This window comes from Providencia sp. PROV073 (assembly GCF_033688125.1).
Classification (GTDB): domain Bacteria; phylum Pseudomonadota; class Gammaproteobacteria; order Enterobacterales; family Enterobacteriaceae; genus Providencia; species Providencia hangzhouensis.
In genome coordinates this window covers 3,964,285-3,984,969 of the sequence record NZ_CP096353.1, presented here as the reverse complement: position 1 = coordinate 3,984,969, position 20,685 = coordinate 3,964,285, and the positions used below count along the sequence as shown (strand labels likewise).

At 42.4% G+C, this 20,685-nt stretch carries 13 protein-coding genes and 1 pseudogene; 6 read left to right on the top strand and 8 right to left on the bottom strand.

Annotated elements, in window-relative coordinates; all coding sequences use genetic code 11:
- Positions 1–14: 14 nt before the first annotated feature.
- From M1F17_RS18220 to hsdR, 6 genes and pseudogenes are all read right to left on the bottom strand, one after another.
- On the bottom strand, positions 15–470 hold the full coding sequence (locus M1F17_RS18220) for a hypothetical protein (RefSeq protein ID WP_131680568.1): 456 nt from the start codon (positions 468–470) through the stop codon (positions 15–17).
- Entirely contained in the window at positions 451–2,487 is a 2,037-nt protein-coding gene (locus M1F17_RS18215; RefSeq protein ID WP_131680569.1) for a hypothetical protein, read from the bottom strand. Before M1F17_RS18215 ends, M1F17_RS18220 begins: the two co-directional genes overlap by 20 nt.
- Entirely contained in the window at positions 2,484–4,214 is a 1,731-nt protein-coding gene (locus M1F17_RS18210; protein WP_318837102.1) for a hypothetical protein, read from the bottom strand. The genes M1F17_RS18215 and M1F17_RS18210 overlap by 4 nt, the downstream gene beginning before the upstream one ends.
- Positions 4,207–5,496, bottom strand: coding sequence for a tyrosine-type recombinase/integrase (locus M1F17_RS18205; protein ID WP_239407500.1), 1,290 nt, complete (start codon positions 5,494–5,496; stop codon positions 4,207–4,209). Before M1F17_RS18205 ends, M1F17_RS18210 begins: the two co-directional genes overlap by 8 nt.
- A 98-nt stretch (positions 5,497–5,594) precedes the next feature.
- Positions 5,595–6,170: pseudogene (locus M1F17_RS18200) on the bottom strand (N-6 DNA methylase); the annotation flags it as partial.
- A gap of 71 nt (positions 6,171–6,241) precedes the next feature.
- Complete coding sequence (gene hsdR / locus M1F17_RS18195; RefSeq protein WP_318837101.1) at positions 6,242–8,683, bottom strand: EcoAI/FtnUII family type I restriction enzme subunit R; 2,442 nt, start codon at positions 8,681–8,683, stop codon at positions 6,242–6,244.
- A gap of 556 nt (positions 8,684–9,239) precedes the next feature.
- Between hsdR and M1F17_RS18190 the strand changes: the two genes are divergently transcribed.
- Positions 9,240–10,130, top strand: coding sequence for a LysR family transcriptional regulator (locus M1F17_RS18190; protein ID WP_036958742.1), 891 nt, complete (start codon positions 9,240–9,242; stop codon positions 10,128–10,130).
- A 14-nt stretch (positions 10,131–10,144) separates the two neighbouring features.
- On the top strand, positions 10,145–11,029 hold the full coding sequence (locus M1F17_RS18185; RefSeq protein ID WP_094961543.1) for a dihydrodipicolinate synthase family protein: 885 nt from the start codon (positions 10,145–10,147) through the stop codon (positions 11,027–11,029).
- 60 nt (positions 11,030–11,089) lie between these two features.
- On the opposite strand, the gene M1F17_RS18180 is transcribed toward M1F17_RS18185, so the two are convergent.
- Both M1F17_RS18180 and purB read right to left on the bottom strand, forming a co-directional pair.
- Positions 11,090–12,469 (bottom strand): MmgE/PrpD family protein, encoded by a 1,380-nt coding sequence (locus tag M1F17_RS18180; RefSeq protein ID WP_318837100.1) that lies wholly within the window; start codon positions 12,467–12,469, stop codon positions 11,090–11,092.
- Between the two features lie 77 nt (positions 12,470–12,546).
- Positions 12,547–13,914, bottom strand: coding sequence for an adenylosuccinate lyase (purB, locus tag M1F17_RS18175; protein ID WP_094961545.1), 1,368 nt, complete (start codon positions 13,912–13,914; stop codon positions 12,547–12,549).
- A gap of 391 nt (positions 13,915–14,305) precedes the next feature.
- Here purB and metC point away from each other — a divergent pair, with 391 nt between their 5' ends.
- The 4 genes from metC to M1F17_RS18155 all read left to right on the top strand — a co-directional run bounded on the left by metC (position 14,306) and on the right by M1F17_RS18155 (position 20,678).
- Positions 14,306–15,481 carry a cystathionine beta-lyase gene (gene metC, locus M1F17_RS18170; protein ID WP_004264200.1) on the top strand — a complete coding sequence of 392 codons (1,176 nt, stop codon included), beginning with the start codon at positions 14,306–14,308 and terminating at the stop codon, positions 15,479–15,481.
- Positions 15,482–15,515: 34 nt separating this feature from the next.
- Positions 15,516–16,886 carry a C4-dicarboxylate transporter DcuC gene (dcuC, locus tag M1F17_RS18165; RefSeq protein WP_318837099.1) on the top strand — a complete coding sequence of 457 codons (1,371 nt, stop codon included), beginning with the start codon at positions 15,516–15,518 and terminating at the stop codon, positions 16,884–16,886.
- A gap of 692 nt (positions 16,887–17,578) precedes the next feature.
- Positions 17,579–18,109, top strand: coding sequence for a fimbrial protein (locus M1F17_RS18160; RefSeq protein ID WP_004258966.1), 531 nt, complete (start codon positions 17,579–17,581; stop codon positions 18,107–18,109).
- Positions 18,110–18,290: 181 nt separating this feature from the next.
- Positions 18,291–20,678 (top strand): fimbria/pilus outer membrane usher protein, encoded by a 2,388-nt coding sequence (locus M1F17_RS18155; RefSeq protein WP_318837098.1) that lies wholly within the window; start codon positions 18,291–18,293, stop codon positions 20,676–20,678.
- The last annotated feature ends 7 nt before the right edge of the window (positions 20,679–20,685 follow it).

Here is a 20,685-nt window from a genome sequence, read left to right as displayed (position 1 = left end):
CCTGTGCCAACTAATCATGAGGGCTTCTTCGAATTAGAAATGAAGTGAACATTACTTGCCGGTAGCTGAGCTTGTAGACGCTGGTTCTCAAGTGTCAGTTCCAGTATCCGAAATTGAGCATCCAGCAACTGCCCAAGGGCTTTATCTCGCTGTTCTTCCAGCACCTTAACCTTTTCCAGTAGATCTCGGTTCCTCGATCTTTGCGCAAGCATCATCTGTCTGGGCGATTTTTGCGCTGCTTCATCCTTATGGCTTTCTATCCAGGCTTGAATATCCGCAACCAGCTCAGGGAACCTTGCTCTGCGAAGGGCGGAAGGATCTACCCCTGCTTCTTTGGCAACATTGTTCTGACTGAGTGGCGTCCCTTTCGGCAGAATATCTGGCTTGCCCACCTTGAGGCGTTCGAAAGCCTCCCTGAATTTCAGTTCGGCCTTGCTAACTTTTCTTGGTTCAATTGCTTTCGATAACATGGATTGCTCGCTCTGCGGATTCTAATTGCGCTTGTAATGACTCATATAAAGGGGAGTCTGGCGCAGCGTCACTGATCTGAATAGTAATAACGTTTTTAAGCTGTTTAATCATTGGTAGCTTTGCTTTATCTAACAATGCCGATGCGCATGGCTTATTGCTGCTAAATCCCATACAGGAACTGATATTGCTGATCCCTCCAAGCGGGCAAGGCGGGCCTGAATTGGCGCAACCACCAAGGAATGTTTGACGGTAACTGATCCGTCCTGATTTTGCGGCCTTGAGCAACTGCTCATGGTCTTTCTCCGATATTTCAGAGAGGATCTGCTGCTTGCGCTTCTCACCGTGTGGCGAAACATACTGATCAGATTGGAGCGCTTTAAACTCCCGCACCATTGATTGATACATCTCACGCAAGTAATAGGCACGAGCTTCCTCATTCAATGGTTCTTTGAGTCGGTAGTAGTTTTTTCCGTAGTATTGGCTCATAGCGCGCGAGGCGTGTTTCAGCTGGTACTGAAGAGACGCTTCGGTCACCAATCCACTGGCAAGCATATTGACAGCACCGGTGCGTCGTAATTGATGCCAGGCAAGAGGCCAAACTTTGCCTACGGCAAACTTCTCTGGATCAAGGCCAAATGTCATTCTATTGGCCATTTCCAGATCAGCTTCGGTAATCGTCAGTTCCTTATCATCAAAGAGTTTTGGCCACAGGTTTTTTGAGATGTCACCGTATGACCGAATCTTTTTGTACTTTTTGGTTGATTGAGATTTAGGCGCTTTGGAGCTCCATGGTTCATGCTGAAGAGATTGAAGAATTGGGTTCTCGACATCTTCCTTTGATAATTCTAAATAGGGGTTCTCTCTTGCTGCCTTTGACCGCATGAAAGCAACGATTCTCATTGCTTTCAGAGCTATTTCAACGGAAGGTGAAACAATCCAGCGAGCATCAGAATCCTCAATGGTTTTTGTTGTTACACCTTTTAGCATGTGAATATCTTCACCTAACTGATCACGTTCAACCTCATAACAATCAGCACGAAGTTTGGAGCCCTCTTCAATTCGCATCAAAGAAAAGTTCAATAGATAAGCCAATCCAACACTGCTAATTAAAGAGAGGTAAGTAGTAAGTGATCTAATACCAGTAACGTTATTGAACAATACCCAGCGATCAAGTAATTCCGATATACCAAACTCTTCTGCAGTCTCTGTAAACAAACCATAAAAAACTCTTCCTGTTCGGCTTTTTCCTCTTATACGCGAGCTTCGAAATGGCCCATTGATGCCAAGGCCACCAAATGATTTTGATAACTGACCTCCAGCATTTCTGGCATAAGCTGACAAACAAAAATCGTAACAGGCCTCAACTTGTTCTTGATGCAACAGAAAGTCTTCCAAGCATTCCCGAAGACGTGAAACCTGATAACTCCATATCCTCGCTGGTATATAAGCTGTCTGAGTCGAATCATTCGTTGTTAATACGCTGCTAAGTAGTTTAATTCCGCTTTCGTCAAGCAAGACAAACCCTAAAGTCTCTCGTGCGATGAATAATGAATGGAGGCATTCAATCAAGCGATTTCCGCGTTGCTTATAATATTCGGATAACTTCTCGATGACCTTGGGATATCTATAGAGCTCAGTAGCCAGAATACCGGCATCTGTGCAGGCCACAAACAGGGGTTTTATCGTCTCAAACTTAAACACCAATGCCTTGGCAGAACGAATAGCCGCTTCGCCCCAAAGCCACCACGCTACAACTTTACGCAATAACTCCGCGTTCTGAGGGCTAACTCTTTTTCCCTGACCAGAACCATCCCCAAAGTAAATGGTGAGGGTGTGCCCAGACCAAGGTGAAAGATCCCATCTTACGTCACCATATCGAGACACAACATGGCCATAGGCATCTATCACAGCAGGAAAATCCGGCGCAGGGGGCCAACTGTCAGGTTTAAAATTCAGCGCATCTTCTTTTGATAAGGCCGATTCAATCTGCAATCCCGGGAAGTAAGCCAAATTCATGCAATTACCTCCATCAGCTCTATATGGCCACTCCAATAGGGGTGATATTTACCGGCACGAATCAAATCCTGAGATTCACTTACCCACATTGCTCGTATTTCGCTGCCAGACGCTATTGCTTCAAGTTTTTTGTTTATTCTTTCAATAACCCGGTATGCAGGATGAATGTCTTGCTTTTCCGGTGGTTTATACAGGTTTGCTTCCAGGCTCTTGATCTTTGCGTGCGAGGCAAGTTTCCAGCAATAATCAGGACTCATAACGTCTCGATGCTTAGTACAAAAAAGACAGCCTTCTGGGCTGGTACAGTCCGGTTTCGGCGCTTCTTTAGCTATACCATTGATCGACTCGGGGGCACGATCTTTGTCGATACATACACCCGGCCCAGGTGGCGTATAAGCAGGATCTGTTGATGCATGGAACCGGACTATTTCGGATGTCGCTGATTGATGATGTGGCCTTTCATAATCACGGAGAAGGACTTCCTTATCATGGGCCATTTGCTCAGCCGTAAGTTCGAGATCGTTGCTTCGCCTGAGTAGCCAGTTTACTCTGGTTTTACGCAGCTCCTGTGGCCCTAAAATCCGAGCATCAATTTTCTTGAAGGATTCTTTCAATGTGTAGAATCCAATCTTTGAATCTTTTGCGCGAATCATGCCTCGACTTTGTAAAGGGAAAAGCCGGGTATCGTGTTCAGCAAACCCTGTGTCATTCAGCCACTGCAAATATCGCTCGAGATGTTCCTTATAAGAGCGATAGCAACGAAAAACAGCTTCGCCGCTGCGTCTCCCCTTGTATACGCGGAAAACCTCCAGATCGTCACCGTTAGACTTCCAACGATAAGTTTCTCTTTCAAGCGCTGATGCCTGAGTCAGATTCATCCCTGTTTGTGCGATGAATATCAAAAGCTCAGATTCTATTCTCAGATTTAGTATTCCCGATCTTTTATGCCGATCGAAAAGGCTTTCACTCTCCATCAGTGGCGCTCTGGCTTTCTCAGCATTTTTCCTGACGGTGCTGCACTTTATAGATTCGACATCCATTTCCGGATTAAGGAGGCTTCCTGCAACCACCAAGGTCTTGCCGCCTTGCAGCGCAATACGGATAGGTAGCCGTCCTCTGACCGTCGCACAATCCAAGGCGTCACAGATCGACCTCAGGCAATGACCAAACTCAAATGTACTGCTGAGATTTTGCTTATCTGCGCTGCTGGTCAGTACGCTCTTTTTTGCGCTAGGTTTTCTGATCCTTGTTTGCATCAAAAGTGCGCTGCCAGGCTTAGCTCCAGGAAGTTTTAAGGCTCTAGCGATGAGATTGGCTAACTTTGAAGTCTGTCTGTAAACGTAAATTTCAGACACTTCCTTTTTGATTTTTGATCTATATAACTGGTATTCCGACCATTTCTTGAAGTTGGTTACCACTTTATCTCGAGACATAGTCAATGAGTTGGTATCTGAGCATGCAAAGAACCGCCAAAGCACTTCCAGACTGCCTTCGATAAGTGAACGAGAGCGCCCCTGACTTATCATGCTGGAAATAGCTTCATGAAATGCGCATACAATCGGAATTCGAAGAACGTCAACATCATCGACTGAGGAATGATGTATCGATTCCATCGCATTTTTTCTCGGTACACATGCAACACCATGATGAAGCAATATGTTCAGGTTCCAAGGGATTTGATGCGTACCAAGACTCATGCCCGGGAAAGTAAGATTTAACTCATGCATTGGCACGCCCTCTAGCCAATCCCATAAAGGCTTCCGAAAAAGCTTCCGCTGCATCTGACATTGCTTTGTTTGCTTCAATAAACTTGATGTATTTCATCGTTGTACTTTCATCTCGGTGCAAACATGCCTCCCTTACAAACTGGATGGCATCACCGACTGGCATGAACTTTAGCGCCACGCGCATTAACTCTGTGGCAAAAGTGGCTCTTGTGCGATGGAAATGAAAACCGCGCATCACTTGCAGCCCAGCTCTTTTACCAGATGATCGGAGACGAGACATTTCCACGTTAACCGCTCGGCTATCATCTCCGCTGTACGAGTTGCCATAGCGAGTAAGGAATAGTAGGTCCCTATCTTCATGACTCGCTAACATTTGGCGTTTCAGCCTTCTCGTACTCATGGAATAGGCAATAAGTGTTTCGAGAAGCTCCTCAGGTATTGGCACTGAACCGGAAACGCCAAACTTGGTTGAGACCATTGGCCTAGCACCAGGACCAACAGCTAATCGCTTCCAACCGACTTCAGGAACCAGGGTTGCGTTGTGAAGAGTTTGAACCTTCAGATCGGTAATTGAGCCAATGCGCAACCCTGTGAAAAAGCCAATTCGTAGCATTAGCGAAAGCTCTTCGGTTGCGCTGCAATCTGCCAGCGCGAGAATTTCTTTCATTGCAGAAACAGTTACTGGGAGAAGGCCATCCTCAAGCTGTATGGCCCCAGCAACCTTTCGATTGGGAATGGCAAGGTCTGTACTGGCAACTCGCATGGTATGTTCGAGACCAAACGGATTGGTTAATTTGATTCCAACAAATCGCTGCTCCCACATTGGCCATTCTGGTGAAATTAATCGACGCGATTGTGTCCATTTATAGAAACGGATGACTGCTGCCATCCTCTGCGAAGCAGTGCTTGGAGCAAGCTCACCATTATTTCTGGCGGCAACAAGTGCTCCACGAAAGCGAACAAGGCAACGCTCACTTTCTCGCTCTGGGAAATGCCACCATTGGATTGACTCTGCTTCTAGCCATTTTGCGTAGGCAAGCAGGTGAGACATATTGGATCGAACGGTTTTCAGATCCCGTTTTGATGATGTTGCCTGATCCAGGGCCCAAAGATTTGCTTCTGCCCAGGTTGAATTATCTTCCCAGACTATTTGGGGAAGATTTTTGATCGGTTTTCTTTTTAGTGGAGCCCACTGTAACGAGCCGTCCGATATTTCTGCTCGATGAGGCTGATAGTTGATTTGCTCAAGGCTTGCCATTGATTTCCCCCTTCGACGACTCAATGCCGTTCAGGAAGGAATTACTTCTGAGCATAGAGTAGTCTAATTTGTCACCATTGAAACATGTATGGTGTGCGATTAAAACTTGGTATGTAACGTTTGCCACACGCTGGGTCCATAATCGACTCACCCAATCTCGGGTCAATACGGTTGACCATAAAGCGAGTGACCGCACGTGGAGTATAGAACTCACCTGCGTTACCTGCGCTTTGTAAGTCGCGTAGAATTTGTTCATAGATATCACCGAATAAGTGGCGTTCGGTGCTGTTGCTGAAGTCGATTTCATTCAGCTTATTGATGACTTGGCGTAAGAGCGTACCATTTTTCATGTAGTTATAGGCATCGCTAAACGCTTGTTTCACCACAAAGCCCCGTGGGTTTTTATCGATAGGCGCGGTCAGGTTTTTTAAAGCAGGGAATAAATCGTCATTAACGAATTCGAGCAGTTCATCCCCTGTGATTCCCTCGCTGTTTGCCGCCCAAGTACGCCACAAGTAACGCGAGTTAATCGGGAGTTGGTAGTCGTCTTGCTCGAGTTCAAGCTCTTCTTCCTGAGTATCAAATATTTTCAGAAATAATAGCCAAGACAGTTGCCCAAGGCGTTGAGCATCACCGTCTACACCTGCATCTTTGCGCATGATGTCTTGTAAGGATTTAATGACTGAGCTAATCGACATGTTTGTATTCCATTGGTAAAAATGAAGCCACCGGGAGCGGGTGGCTCACGGTGGTAAAATAATATGGGTTATTAGGCCTGGCGAGGTGGTAACTGATAAATTTGGTCTTCCAGCTCATTGACGGCTTGCTCGTATGCTTGTTTATTTCCAAAACTACTTTTGATGATTTCTAGCGGACGGCCTAGGCTGTCGAACGGTTTTAGTTTTAGCACCTGAATATCTTCGATTTCCTGCACACCTTCATCCGCGTATTTATCCAGCAAGGTATTGAGTACATGCTGTGCAGGTTCTGAATATTTGGTGAAGTAATTACGTTTACGCACGTTGTCAGCCCGTTCTTTACGCGTCAGGGGCGGTTGACCATAAACCACATGACAAAGGAGATCGAATGGGTCAAGGTCTTTACCCACTTCTTCTGCTAACACTTCCCAAAGCACACCAAGCTGCTGAAGTTCATCAATGATAACCTGTTTGCGTTCGGCAGAGTGCCATTTTCGAATGAAGTTATCAAGAGAGGCAAAGTCTTTATCTTTGAGTAGCGTTTTACGGGGGTAGTCCTGAAAGGATTCGGTGACTAATTTGCCATCGGCATCGTAATATTGGACGCGTTTTGCTAGCACCTTTACGGTGACGCCGTTGACATGATATTTGCGAATTCTGTTTTCTTCGCACTCTTCGAAAGCACCATTGGCACTTTCTGATGTGGCGCCATAGTGAGCGGATGATTCTTCTGTGCCCATAAATACGTCGTTATCTAACGTTTCGCTTTCTGACGTTTCACCTTCGAGTATTTCATTGAAATCCGATTCAGGATCGGAAATATCTTTAGGTGTTGTGCGGATCACTTTTTCAGGCACGCCATCAAAGCGCTCGTCCGCAAACAATTCGGTGGCTTTTTTGAAATCGAGAATGGTGAACCAGAGTTTATCGAACTTCTCGTTAATACGTGTTCCACGCCCGATGATCTGCTTAAATTTGGTCATGGATTGAATGTTTTGATCTAGCACGACCAGTTTGCAGGTCTGCGCATCCACACCCGTACTCATCAGTTCTGAGGTGGTTGCAATCACTGGGTAAGGCTTTTTCGGGTTGATGAAATTATCGAGTTGCGCCTTACCGATGTCGTCATCGCCAGTGATTTTCATCACGTATTTTTCATTTATTCGCACTTGTTCTGGGTTTAGGTTTACCAACGCACGGCGCATACGTTCAGCGTGGTCAACATCGTTACAAAAAACGATGGTTTTATCCATAGGATTAGTGCGTTTTAGGTAGTCAGTGATGGTTTGTGCGACCAATTGGGTACGCTCATCAATCACCATAGTGCGGTCAAAGTCTTTTTGGTTATAAATTCGGTCATCAATCAGTTGGCCTTGTTTATCAACTTGGCCTTTAGTGGGGCGCCAACCTTGTAAGTCGACATCGATATCGACTCGAACGACTTTGTATGGTGCAAGGAAACCGTCTTCAATACCTTCTTTAAGTGAATAAGTATAAACGGGGTCGCCAAAGTAATCAGTGCTGGAAACGTCATCGGTTTCTTTTGGTGTTGCAGTTAAGCCAATTTGGGTCGCACTGCTGAAGTATTCAAGAATTTCTCGCCATGCGCTGTTTTCCGATGCACTACCGCGGTGGCACTCGTCGATAACAATCAAATCAAAGAAATCGGGAGCAACTTGCTTAAAGGCTTTTTGGTGTTCTTCTGGGCCTGTAATTGCTTGGTAGAGTGCCAATTGAATTTCATAAGCTGGGTCAATTGTTCTACCAGTCACCTTTGCCATTGCGCTACCAAAGGGTTGGAAGTCGTTATTTTTAGTTTGGTCGACAAGGATATTGCGGTCGGCAAGAAACAGAATGCGTTTTTTATTTTTAGCTTTCCATAAGCGCCAAATAATCTGAAATGCGGTATAGGTTTTGCCAGTCCCCGTCGCCATCACAAGTAATACACGTTTTTGTCCTGCAGAAACGGCTTCTACGGTTTTATTAATGGCTTGTAGTTGATAATAACGAGGGGATTTGCCGCTACTGTCATCGTAATAGTCTTGGCTGATGACAGGCAATTGTTCAGCGGTAAAACCTTTCCAAATACAGTATTTAGTCCAAAGCTGTTCAGGTGTTGGAAAATCGTCGAGTGTAATTTCGGATTCAAGCTGCGCAGGATTTGTTTTGTCGTGGAAGATAAAACCATCACCATTAGAAGCAAAAATAAAAGGGACATCGAGTAGGCGCGCGTAATCTAGCCCTTGCTGCATCCCTTTTCCCATCTCGTGCTTATTCGCTTTAGCTTCTATGACTGCAAGTGGTAACCCCGGCTTATGGTAGAGCACTATGTCGGCTGATTTCACTGTCAACCGTGCTGCTAGCTTACCACGCACAACGACTTTACCATCGCGAAGTTTGACTTCTTGGCGGATCTGCGACATCAAGTTCCAACCCGCATCTTTAATTGCAGGGAGGATAAATTTAGTGATGATGTCTGTTTCAGTCAGATGAGTTTTATTCACACCAGCCATAGCAGCTCTCTCAACGAAATTGGGATTAGTGCTTAATTATACACAGAATATAGGAGTGAGTTAGGTTATAAAATGAATAGCATTATAATTATTAAAATCCATTAATATTTAAATTGTTTATATGCAAATTAGTCTTCTATTTTAAGCCGATGTTCCTCTGTAACATTCTTCGCAGCAATACACAAAATCCCCTTTCGACAGTTCGGGCAACATTTTTGATTGAGTTTGAAGTAGTCACGACACTGCACACAAAATCAATCAGTGACTTTTGAAATTGGGGATACCGAATGAAATTACTGACTAAGTTTATCTGATGGCAAACTCTTTTGAGGAGAATCGCCTATAAATAACCATTTGTTATGTCTTTCCATCTGTAGCTACTTTATCAATCGTATTATGGCGGATATTCAGGTAGTCAAATTTATTATTAAGTCGCTACAATTTAGAGCCAAACTATTGAGCTCTAACATAGATTATTTAAGGCTTTCTTCTTAGTATGTAAATTAAACACTTTTGTTGGATGACACCACACACCTTAAGAAAAGAGATAACTAAAATGCCAGCTGCTAAACGTCCTATTTTTAATTTAGAGCTTGATTTACTTCGCACTTTTATTGCGGTTGTTGATGGTGCAACTTTTGCCGCCGCCGCAGAATCTGTTTGCCGAACGCAATCAGCGGTGAGTCAACAAATGCAACGGCTGGAGTCACTCATTGGCAAGGAGTTATTTGTCCGGCAGGGCAGAAATAAAGCATTGACGGACTCTGGTACACAACTATTGAGCTATGCCCGCCGTATTTTACGTCTTAATGATGAGGCATGTTTATCACTAGTTTATGAAGAAATTGACGGAGTATTAAAAATTGGTTCGCCAGATGACACCGCGAATACTATATTGCCTGATTTATTAGCCAGATTTTCAGGAGCTTATCCAAATTTAATCATGGATATTATTGTCAAACGCAGCCCATTTCTTATGTCAATGTTAGAGGATAATGAACTCGATTTGGCGATCTCAACCGAGGAGCATGTTGGCTACCCTAAAATTGTCTTACGTGTTTCCCCTTCACTATGGTATTGCGGGAAACATTTTAGTTTTAACTTAGAGCAGCCGCTGCCATTAGTTGTGTTAGATGAGCCGAGTACTTATCGCGAGATGATGATCAATCACCTCGAACAACAGCAAATACCTTGGCGCATTGCTTATATGGCGACAACACTATCTGGAGCACGCGCTGCGGTTAGGGCGGGATTGGGTATTATGGCTCGCTCAATTGAGCTTTCAGGGGAGGATTTGCGCATACTCGGTGAGGATGAAGGGCTACCAGTACTTCCGGCAATTCGATATAACCTGTATCTCAACTCAAAAAGCCCAACCAAAGCCGCACAAATTCTTTTTAACTCATTAAAAAATGAACAAACAGCCGTTATCTCCCATAACAACTAAAATTAGGAATAATTATGACCCATTTTCACGGTATTTTTCCTTATCTTGTTTCACCAGTCGATCAAACTAAAGGTACTGTTCTTGAATCATCTCTTCGTCACCTAATTGAGCACCTCATTTCGAGCGGAGTTCACGGATTGAGCCCATTAGGGAGCACTGGTGAATACGCATATTTGTCACAGGAATTACGAAATGAGGTGGTTCGCATTACAGTTGATCAAGCTGCGGGGCGAGTACCTGTATTAGCGGGGGTTGCCAGTTTCTCAACGTCAGATGCATGTTTTCAAGCGGAACAGTATGCCAATTTAGGTGTGGATGGCATGGTGCTGATATCGCAAAAAATGTACCCTCTGAGTGATAAAGCCCAATTGGGTTATTTCCAAACAATAGCGGAGTCTTTTCCTGAAAAATCCATGACGGTCTATACCAACCCTGGTTTGCTGGGGGATGTACTGTCTATTTCTCTTTTGAATGAATTAAGCTATATCCCTAATATCGAATATGTTAAAGATGCATCGAGTAATACTGGAAGGTTATTAACGATGCTCAACACCTTCGGTGAGCGGGTTAAAATTTTTAGTGCTTCAGCACATATTCCTCTATTAGTTATTAAATTAGGTGGTGTAGGCTGGATGGCGGGTCCTGCCTGTGTGTTGCCAAAACAGTGTGTTGAACTGTATGAGTTGGCCACTAGAGGGGATTGGGATACAGCGTTAGCAAAACAGAAAGAAATGTGGCAAATCAACGAAGCTTTTACGCAATATGCATTAGCGTCATGTATTAAAGCATCTTTAAACATTCAAGGGTTTAATGTTGGTGACCCGATCCTTCCACAAGAACCTCTCAATGATGTTGCTATTGCTCATTTACAGCAAATTATTGCTCAGTTAAATGAATAATAAGAGGAAGGAAAAATAGAAGCCCATTCAGTGTGGGCTTCTATTCGTTAGTCGGTCTTATTAAAGACCAACACGCAATAGCTGTGTGATAGCCGATATAGTTTTCGCTTCAAAAGATAATACACTTTTAGCAAGCTGCGCAGCTTGTTCATTTTTCATTACCAGCCCTGCATTGTCATAGAATTTGCTCACAATATCCTCCAAAGACATTGGATTTTGTGGGTTACCGTATTGGATATCTAATCGTTCCGTTATTGTCTCACCATGGGTTAATGTGACAAAAATTAGGCCGGGAAAATAGGTTGGGAAAGGAATTTCATTTTCAGTGGGATAACGATAGCTGACTTTTTTCGCGAGGTTTTGGATATCTGCTCGCTGTAAATTTTCGGTAGAGAGCAAACTTAATGTTAATTTGTCTTCGATAAAACCAGCGGCAAACAACCACTGGAGGCTAAATTTCGCTGCATAGGCACTCTGAGGTGCCCATTTTTGTTCTGGTGGCTCACAAATTAAGGCCGCTGCAACGGGATCGACAACGCATTCTACTTTTGCAATTTGATCGAGGGTTATTCCTCGTTGTAATAATCGTCTCCCACAATCGACGGTGGCATGAGCAAAATGGCAAACAGGGTAGGGCTTAATGGAAACATTCATGAATTGCCAAACATTACCTAAGTCTTGGGCGACTTGCTCTGGATGTGCCTTTTCACGGAGACCATGTGTTTGGTACAGACTATAGCGTCCTTCAAAAATAGTTTCTGGCCCTGTCATTCCGCCTTTAGCTAAACAAGCTGCAATAATGCCTGATTGCGCAGCCCAGCCCGCATGAAAACATTTTGCTGACGAGCTATTGGTTAGGTATTCAGCAACACCACTGGCTTGGCTTCCTGTTAGGCCTAGAGCGTTAACTGTTTGTTCCCGAGTTAATTTGAGTAATGAAGCTGCACAAGCCGTCGCACCAAAAATACCCGCTATAGCTGTAGAGTGGAAGCCGCGTAGGTGAAACCCACTATGACTTGCTAATCCCACTCTGGCTGCGACTTCCCAGCCAATAATCCATGCAGTAAGGATCTCTTTTGTTGTCGCCTGTAAATGTTCACCGAGTGCAAAGGCTATAGGAGTAAGTACGGCACTACCGTGAGTGATTGAGTCGGTGTGTGTATCATCAAAATCTAATACATGCGCAGAAATACCATTTGCTAAAGCGGCGGTGGTAGTTGAAACGGTTTGGTTACTTCCCCAAATTGGAATTTTTCCTTGATGATCAGGTAAATAAGCGACTCCCTTACGGCATTGTGTTGCGCTTTGTTGGAGGCTTCCGGCAAGTGCAACGCCTAATGTATCGAGTAAATGATATTTGGCGCGTTCAATAACTTGCGGTGGAATATCAGAAAATGATAGGGATGTGATAAATTGGCTTAGCTGTTGGCTTAATGTCATAGATACCTCTGGTGAATGAAAAAGCCAGCACTTGACTGGCTTTAAGAAAGTAGAGATTTAAACTTTGCTAAAATGCATTAGTCATTAAGCCAACCGGATGCTTTGGTTTGTTCTATTACTCGAGTGACTTGTTCAGGTGCATTCCCTACATAGGTCGTTGGGTCTAATAGGGCATCAAGTTCTTCTTGCGTTATATGGTCACGAATGCGCGTGTCACGGTTAATGGCCTCAATAAAGGTGATGCCTTCTTCTTGGCCAGACATAGAAGCTTCATAAACAATTTCATGGGCAGTTTGTTTACCCGCTTTGTCTGACAACGCAAACATGACGCGCTCAGCAAGCATAAATCCACCTAAAATATCTAAATTTTGGCGCATCTTATCGGTATGTACGTTTAATCCCCCTAATACAGTTTTCATGTTATCGAAGATCACCGAAAGCATCAGGCACATTTCTGGCATCACTTTCCATTCCATCTTCCAAATCGCACCATCTCTTTCGTGTTGGTGTTTCATCATGTCGGTAAGCACAGAAAGGTTAGCTTTCAATGTATTACTGACACAGGCCGCATTTTCGACAATGGCAGGGTTACGCTTGTGTGGCATCGTTGAGGAGCCAACTTGACCTTTACTAAAAGGCTCTGAAAGTTCATCAATTTCATTGTGAGCTAATAATAAAATTTCATTGGCAATTTTTCCTAACGTGCCGCTAATTAAACCAATCAGCATGCCATATTCACTAAATCGGTCACGAGCCGGCTGCCAAGAAATCTCAGGGGTGCCTAAACCGAGTCGATTTAATACACGAACTTCAAGCTCATCTGCTTTGTCGCTCAATGAGGCCTTAGTTCCAACAGCGCCAACAACGCTACCAACGAATAAGCGAGGTTCGATTTCTTTTAACCGTTGATAATGGCGTGCTAATTCCGTTAACCAAATAGCAGTTTTGTGGCCAAAAGTAATCGGTAGGGCTTGTAAGGCTAAGGTTCGTCCAGGCATTGGTGTATTGCGATGTTTTTCGCTTAACGATAATAGAGAACGCCCTAATATTTTGATATCACGTAAAAAAATGTTATGAGCCTCTTTTAGTTGAAGCACTAAGCCTGTGTCCATAACATCTTGTGTCGTGGGCCCAAAATGGACATATTCACCAAAATGTTCAGGGCAAGCATGCTCTAAACCACGAATGGTTGGAACAAGTGGATGACGAGTTAAACGCACTTGCTCTAAGATGAAATCCATATCTAACTTTTCAAGTTTTGCCGTATCAGCAATGACCTCTGCGGCTTGCTTTGGAATTAAACCTAATTCAGCTTGTTCAATCGCTAATGCAGCTTCGTAATCAAGCCAATTTTGCATTCTGACCTTATCAGAAAAAATAGCGCGCATTTCTTCTGTAGACCATAAGTTTTTTAATAATACAGAATCAAAAACACTGGTACCCATAATATTCCCCTGTATAAGAATAATATTGAAAATTAAAAGGTGGTTATTTGTTAGAGAGTTGCTTTATTTATGCAATAAAAAATAAAAATAAACACCTTAATAAGATTAATGTTAATAAAAGACTTTCTTATGTATTTATTTTTCCATTTAAATCAATTTGTTATATTTTAATTTATTGTTTATTACATATCGATTTTAATTCTTAATTTTCTCTTAAGTTTTCATTAATTTAATTAATGCTCATTTATATGATGAAGATCATCTTTTTAAATAAGTCATGTTTTAAAAGGAAAGTAATTTGATATACATAATATGAAATCGAACTTTTAAAAATAAATAACCTTCCTTTTAATTACTAGGGAATCTATTTCTATATTTGGAGAAATAAACAATGACATTAAATAAATATACAAAATTAATACATAGTGGACGACAACCTATTACAACATCAGGACCAATTAATCCGCCAGTAATGAGAGCGAGTACTATTGTTTTTGATTCAATTAAAAGCTGGCGTGATGTTCGCGATCGCCGCGCAACGGAACGTGTTTTAAGTTACGGTGCGCGAGGTACAGAAACCGCATTTGCACTCGAAAGCCTGGTGACTGAATTAGAAGGGGGCTATAGAGCGCAATTATTTCCTACGGGTCTAGCCGCGATTGCAGTCACTATTATGGGCTATGCACACAGTGGTGGGCACGTATTGTTTGCAGATTCTGTTTATGAACCTGTACGTAAAATAGCCGATGCTTTTTTAAAACCAAATAACATCGCCTACAGCTTCTTTAAAACAGATGCTTCAGATTTTGAGCAAAAAATTCAAAGTAATACACAACTTATTTTTGTTGAATCCCCAGGTTCATTACTTTATGAAATGTTGGATTTACCCGAAATATGCCGTATTGCACATGAAAGAAATATCCCAGTGGGTGTTGACAACACTTGGGGTTCAGCATGGCTATATAACCCGTTGGAATTAGGCGCAGATGTCTCTGTGATTGCAGCGACAAAATACCTTTGTGGGCACTCTGATGTGATGATGGGAATTATGGTTGCGACAGAAAAAGCGTGGAAACAAATTGGCGCTTTGCCAGAAGCTTTAGGTCAAGCCAGTAGCCCCGATGATGCTGCCTTAGTTTTACGAGGGATGCGTACTTTAGGGCAGCGATTAGCTGCGCATGGCAAAGCTGCACTAGCGATTTCGCAATGGCTGGAAACGCGTTCTGAAGTGGAAAAAGTCTGGTTCCCTGAATTGCCATCTCATCCACGCCATGATTTATGGAAGCGTGACTGCAAAGGTAGTAATGGCTTATTAACCATTGAATTCAAAAAACAATATACCGCGAAGCAAACAGAAAACTTTATTGATGCTCTCGCCCTGTTTGGTATCGGCGCATCGTGGGGTGGGTTCGAAAGCCTCGCACTACCCGCTAACGTAGTCGGCGCAAGAACAGCATCAGATTGGAGCGAAGGTCATGGGCCTTTTGTTCGTTTACATATTGGCTTGGAGTCTGTGGATGATTTGATAGCGGATATTACACAAGCATTTTCAACATTAAATCAATAACAATAAAGCTGCACCAATACTGGGGAATTCTTCTATGACAGGTTTAATCATTGCCGCGCTAGTTACAGCGCTGGTTGTTTACCTGCTGGCTCGGGGTTATAAACCTCAGCCAGTCTTGTTGCTAGGGGGCTTACTTTTGTTGCTCCTAACCGCATCTTTAGATCTTAATTCATTGTTACCAGAAAATAAAACCACGCATTTTAAGTACTTTGATATCTTCCAAATTTTTACTGATATCATGAGCTCTCGATTAGCTGGCTTAGGGTTAACATTAATGGCGATTGCTGGATTCTCCCGTTATATGGAGCATGTGGGAGCTAGTCGCGCATTATTTGCTATTTTTGAAAAGCCGCTAAAGACCATTAAATCACCTTATTTGCTATTAGTGATTTCATTTCTAGTGACGCAAGTTCTGGTGATTTTCATTCCAAGCCATGCAGGGTTGGGGATGTTATTAATGGTGACAATGTACCCTATATTAATTCGTTCGGGAATCAGCCCACTCTCTGCTTTAGCGGTTATCGGTTGTTGCCAGTTTATCGACCATGGACCCGGTTCTGGTAATGTCATTATGGCAGCGAAAACCGCGGATATTGAACCCGCTGTTTACTTTGTTCAACACCAATTACCCGTAACTATCCCTATTATTATTGCAGTGGCAATCACCCATTTCTTTGTTCAGCGTTGGTGGGATAAGCGTGAAGGATTTGTTTTTGACTTGAGCAAAATTGATACTATTAAAGAAGATGGCGGTAATAAAGTCCCATTGTCTTATGCGTTGTTACCAGTTATTCCATTGATCCTAATTATCGGGTTTAGCCCATTATTACACCCATATATTAAGTTGGAAGTTACCACCGCGATGATTATCAGTACCGTCATTGCACTGATTTTTGAATACGTCCGTTTACGTGATGCGAAAGCCGTCATGGACAGCTTTATGTTGTTCTTTGAAGGAATGGGGAAACAGTTTGTTTTAGTCGTTTCTTTGATTGTTTCAGGGGAGTTTTTCGCAAATGGATTACTCAAAAGTGTGGCGGTGGATACGTTAATTAGCGCAGCTCAAGATGCCGGCTTTGGTATTGGTGCGATGATTATTGTTATGAGTGCCATCCTTGCACTCGCGGCTTTCCTGATGGGTTCAGGGAATGCAGCATTCTTCTCTTTTGCTGCATTGACACCGAAAATTGCTGCTTTCCTTAAAGTGGATGTGGTGACACTCATTTTACCGATGCAAATTATGACAAGCTTTGGGCGTACTGTGTCACCTATCACTGCAGCAATTGTTGCAATTGCAGGAATTGCAGGGGTTTCGCCGTTCCAAATAGTAAAACGAACGGCAATCCCAATGGCAGTTGCTGCAATCGTTAACCTTGTCGTAACTTTCTACTTTTTATACTTCTAATTAGACTCGCGCATTTATCCCTTAAACTTTTCGTTACTCTTCGGTTTAAGGGATTTTTTTATTGATAAGCGGGCTATTATTCATCCTTTATTCATCCTTTTATCAAAAGCTATCTCAATGATAGTATGGTGTTTGATGGTAACCAATTGTTTTGTAATATATTTTGTTTTATCTACTTTACCGGATAAAAATAAGTGAAAAACATCAGAATATCGCCTTCATTTAATCACATAAAAAATAACATTAAAAAACAAATGATTAGACTTATTTCTTATGCGAATGAATTAATCTAACGCGATAAAGTCATTTCAAACTCATAAACGGATGTAAATAAATATCTCAATAACTCGGTTTTTGATTATTTAAGATATATTTCACTGCTTAAATACTCTTGTAATGCGTTTATTTGTTTTTATGGGTTATGTTGGCGTTTAATGCTTATGGTGGGTTGTTTTTTGGCTTAAAGATCTGCATTCAACGCCTTAACGCGATGCTAGTGATAATGTTAATAAATATTTCGTTTTTTATTTTCTTTTAATTTCAATGCGTTAATTTAATATATTTCGTTACATTCTACCGGCGAAATACATACTTTAGCGATATCTGATTACTCATTTTATGGATATTATTTGTTTCGTTCTTCACAACAGATAAAAATTTTTAATTAAATGACTTAATATAAGGTAGATAACATGAATAAAACTTTAATTGCATTATGCTTAGCGTTAACGACAACTTCTATTTCTGCAATGGCTGCGGATGCCGGCTCAGGTAAAATTACGTTTAAAGGCACGATTAATAGCGGTGCATGTACAATTGCACCGACTGATGTGAATAAAGAAGTTCAATTAGGTAATATTGCCGCGGTTAATTTAGATGCTGCTGGTAAAAAAGGCCCACTCAATTCATTTGAATTAAAATTACAAGATTGCCAATTAGACCCAAGTGCTTCAGGTACTCCTTATTCTAAAGTAAAAATTACGTTTAATGGCCAACCTGATGCCACAAACGCATCTTTATGGTCAAGCACCGGTAGCGCAAATAACGTTGCAGTTTCATTCTTAGATAGTACAGGTAAAACGATTAAACCCGGTGAGACTTTAGAGCAAACACTGAAAGCGTCTGACACCACAATTATTTTGTCTGCTCAAGCAGAAGCAACCGGTGCCGCCACTTCAGGTAGCATCAACTCTATCGCAAACTACGTATTAAGCTACGAATAAGATAGCCACCATGCCTAAGCAAAAGCTTTACGCTAATTAGCGTAAAGCTTTGTATTCCCACTATCGATTATCATAAGAGTGCCAACATGTATTTTAAGAAAAAAATATAGGTTATATTATCTCACTCATTATGTGTGGTGGGTATACAAATGCGGAAACTTTTAACATCAATGCCCTTAATTTGTCTGCAGACGACAATATTGACCTAAGCTATTTTGAAAAAAATAGTTTAAGTGAAGGTTTATATGAATCGGACATTATTTTAAATGATAAAAAAATTATCCGCGGCGAAAAAATTAAGTTTATTAATCATGATGGAACGATTGAGCCGTGTATTACGGCACAATTAATAAAACGTTTTCCCTTAAATGAAGAAGCGAAAGAAATATTACTTTCTACTCAAGAAAACGATTGTATTAATTTATTCTCTCTCGATAAAAATGTGGCTATCGATTTTAATGATAGCGAACAAGTCCTGAGTATTTCGATACCTCAGAAATATATGGCATCGACTTATTCTTCGTGGGTGAGCCCTGAAATGCGCGATTATGGGATTGCGGGGTTAATTTTAGATTATACGATTAGCGATAATCATTTAATCCGTAAAAACGAAGAAACACGTAACCAACTCTATGCCTTCGGGAATGTGGGCGCTAACTTCGCGCAATGGCGTTTACGGGCAAATTACCAATATGAGAATAAATTGGCGGGCGAAGATGGACGGGGTAGCAAGAAACGCAACTTAGATTGGGACCAAGTCTACGCTTTTAGGGACATTGCCAGCTTATCGGCGAAGTTGTTTGCCGGGGAAATTTTCATTAAATCAGACTTGTTTGATAGCGTGCGTTTCAAAGGCGTGAGCATGTTTACCGATGAAAGCATGATGCCACCGAACCTCAGAGGGTATGCCCCTCAAATTACTGGGGTTGCCGCCTCAAACGCAACGGTGACCTTATCACAAAATGGCCGTATCATCAGCCAAGTGAAAGTGCCGGCGGGCCCTTTTGTGATTAAGGATTTAAGTCAATCCATCATGGGTACCATTGATGTGACCGTGGCAGAGGATAACGGTAAAGAAACGAAATTCCAGTTTACGACAACCAATATTCCGTTTTTAACCCGTAAGGGGCAAGCGCGCTACACCTTGAATTTAGGTCAGCTATCCCCGAAAAATGGCACCCATGCTAACGACAATTTTATGACTGTCGAAAGCTCTGTTGGGGTGTTTAACCATACCTCTGTTTTTGGCGGAATCGTGGCGACATCAGGGAATAAATATAAAGCCATTAACCTCGGCATTGGCCAAAATATCGGCTTTTTAGGGGCTTTTTCGGTGGATATCACCCAATCTTACGCCGACACCTTATTGGGGCGTGAGAAAGGCAAAAGCTACCGTATTAACTATGCCAAAGATTTACCGAGTATTGATGGGCAGTTGACATTAACCGGGTACCGTTTTGCCGACAGAACCTTTAACTCTTTATCCAATTTTGTTGAGCAAAACTTTGTCGACAGACAAGATATCGATACCAATAAAGACAAACATGTTTTTTCATTGTCTTACGCTCAGCAATTACGTGGAATGAATGCGAGTGCGAATATCACCGCATCACGTAAAACCTATTGGAATGGTAAACAAAATAACTATTTCAGTGTGGGGCTCAATAAATTCTTCGATGAAGGCGTCATGAAAGGTGGGAATATCTCCCTGTCTTTAAACCAAGTTCGTGGGGCGAATAATAAAACAGATAACCAAGTTTATTTATCCGTCAGCAAACCATTAAGTACTGAAAACCAAAATGCATCAATATCGTATTTCGCCTCTTACAGTGACAGCAACAAGCGCTATGCAAATAACGTGAATTACAGTCGTCATGTTGATAGCAACACGAACTATAATTTAACCGCATCGACCCAAGATGGGTTATCGGAAGGGATGGTGAGCACCTATGTGTCACACAGCGCGGATGCCGGCCAAGTCCAAGTGACGGGGTCATTATCGGATTCCATGACGTCGCTAAGTATGACGATGAGTGGCTCGGTCACCGCGACACAGCACGGTATTTCTGCGCACCGTTTAACGTATCGTGACCAATCTCGTTTAGTGGTTGATGTGCCAAATGCGCAAGGCGTGATGATTGAAAATGGCCATGCGACGACGAATAGCCGAGGGTTAGCCACCATCAGTAACGTTCCGACCTACTATAATATGGAATACAAGGTGGATGTGAACAACCTGCCAGACACCGTAAACATTGATGATAATGTTTTAGCGTCTACACTCACTGATGGGGCAATCGGTTATGCTAAAATGGATGCAGATATTGGTAAGTCACTGATAACACGAATTAAGCTGGCTAATGGTCAATACCCACCATTAGGCTCAGTGGTGAAAAATAACGTAACGGGTAAAGTTTCAGGCATTATTGCTGAATCCGGTATCGTCTACTTAACCGGGTTGAACATGGGCGACCAACTTAGCGTTAACTGGGGAGATGCACAAGCGTGTACGTTCTTAGCGGACAGTCTCCTGGCTAAAAGTAGCGATTCAATTGCTTGTCGTCACTAATGTGATT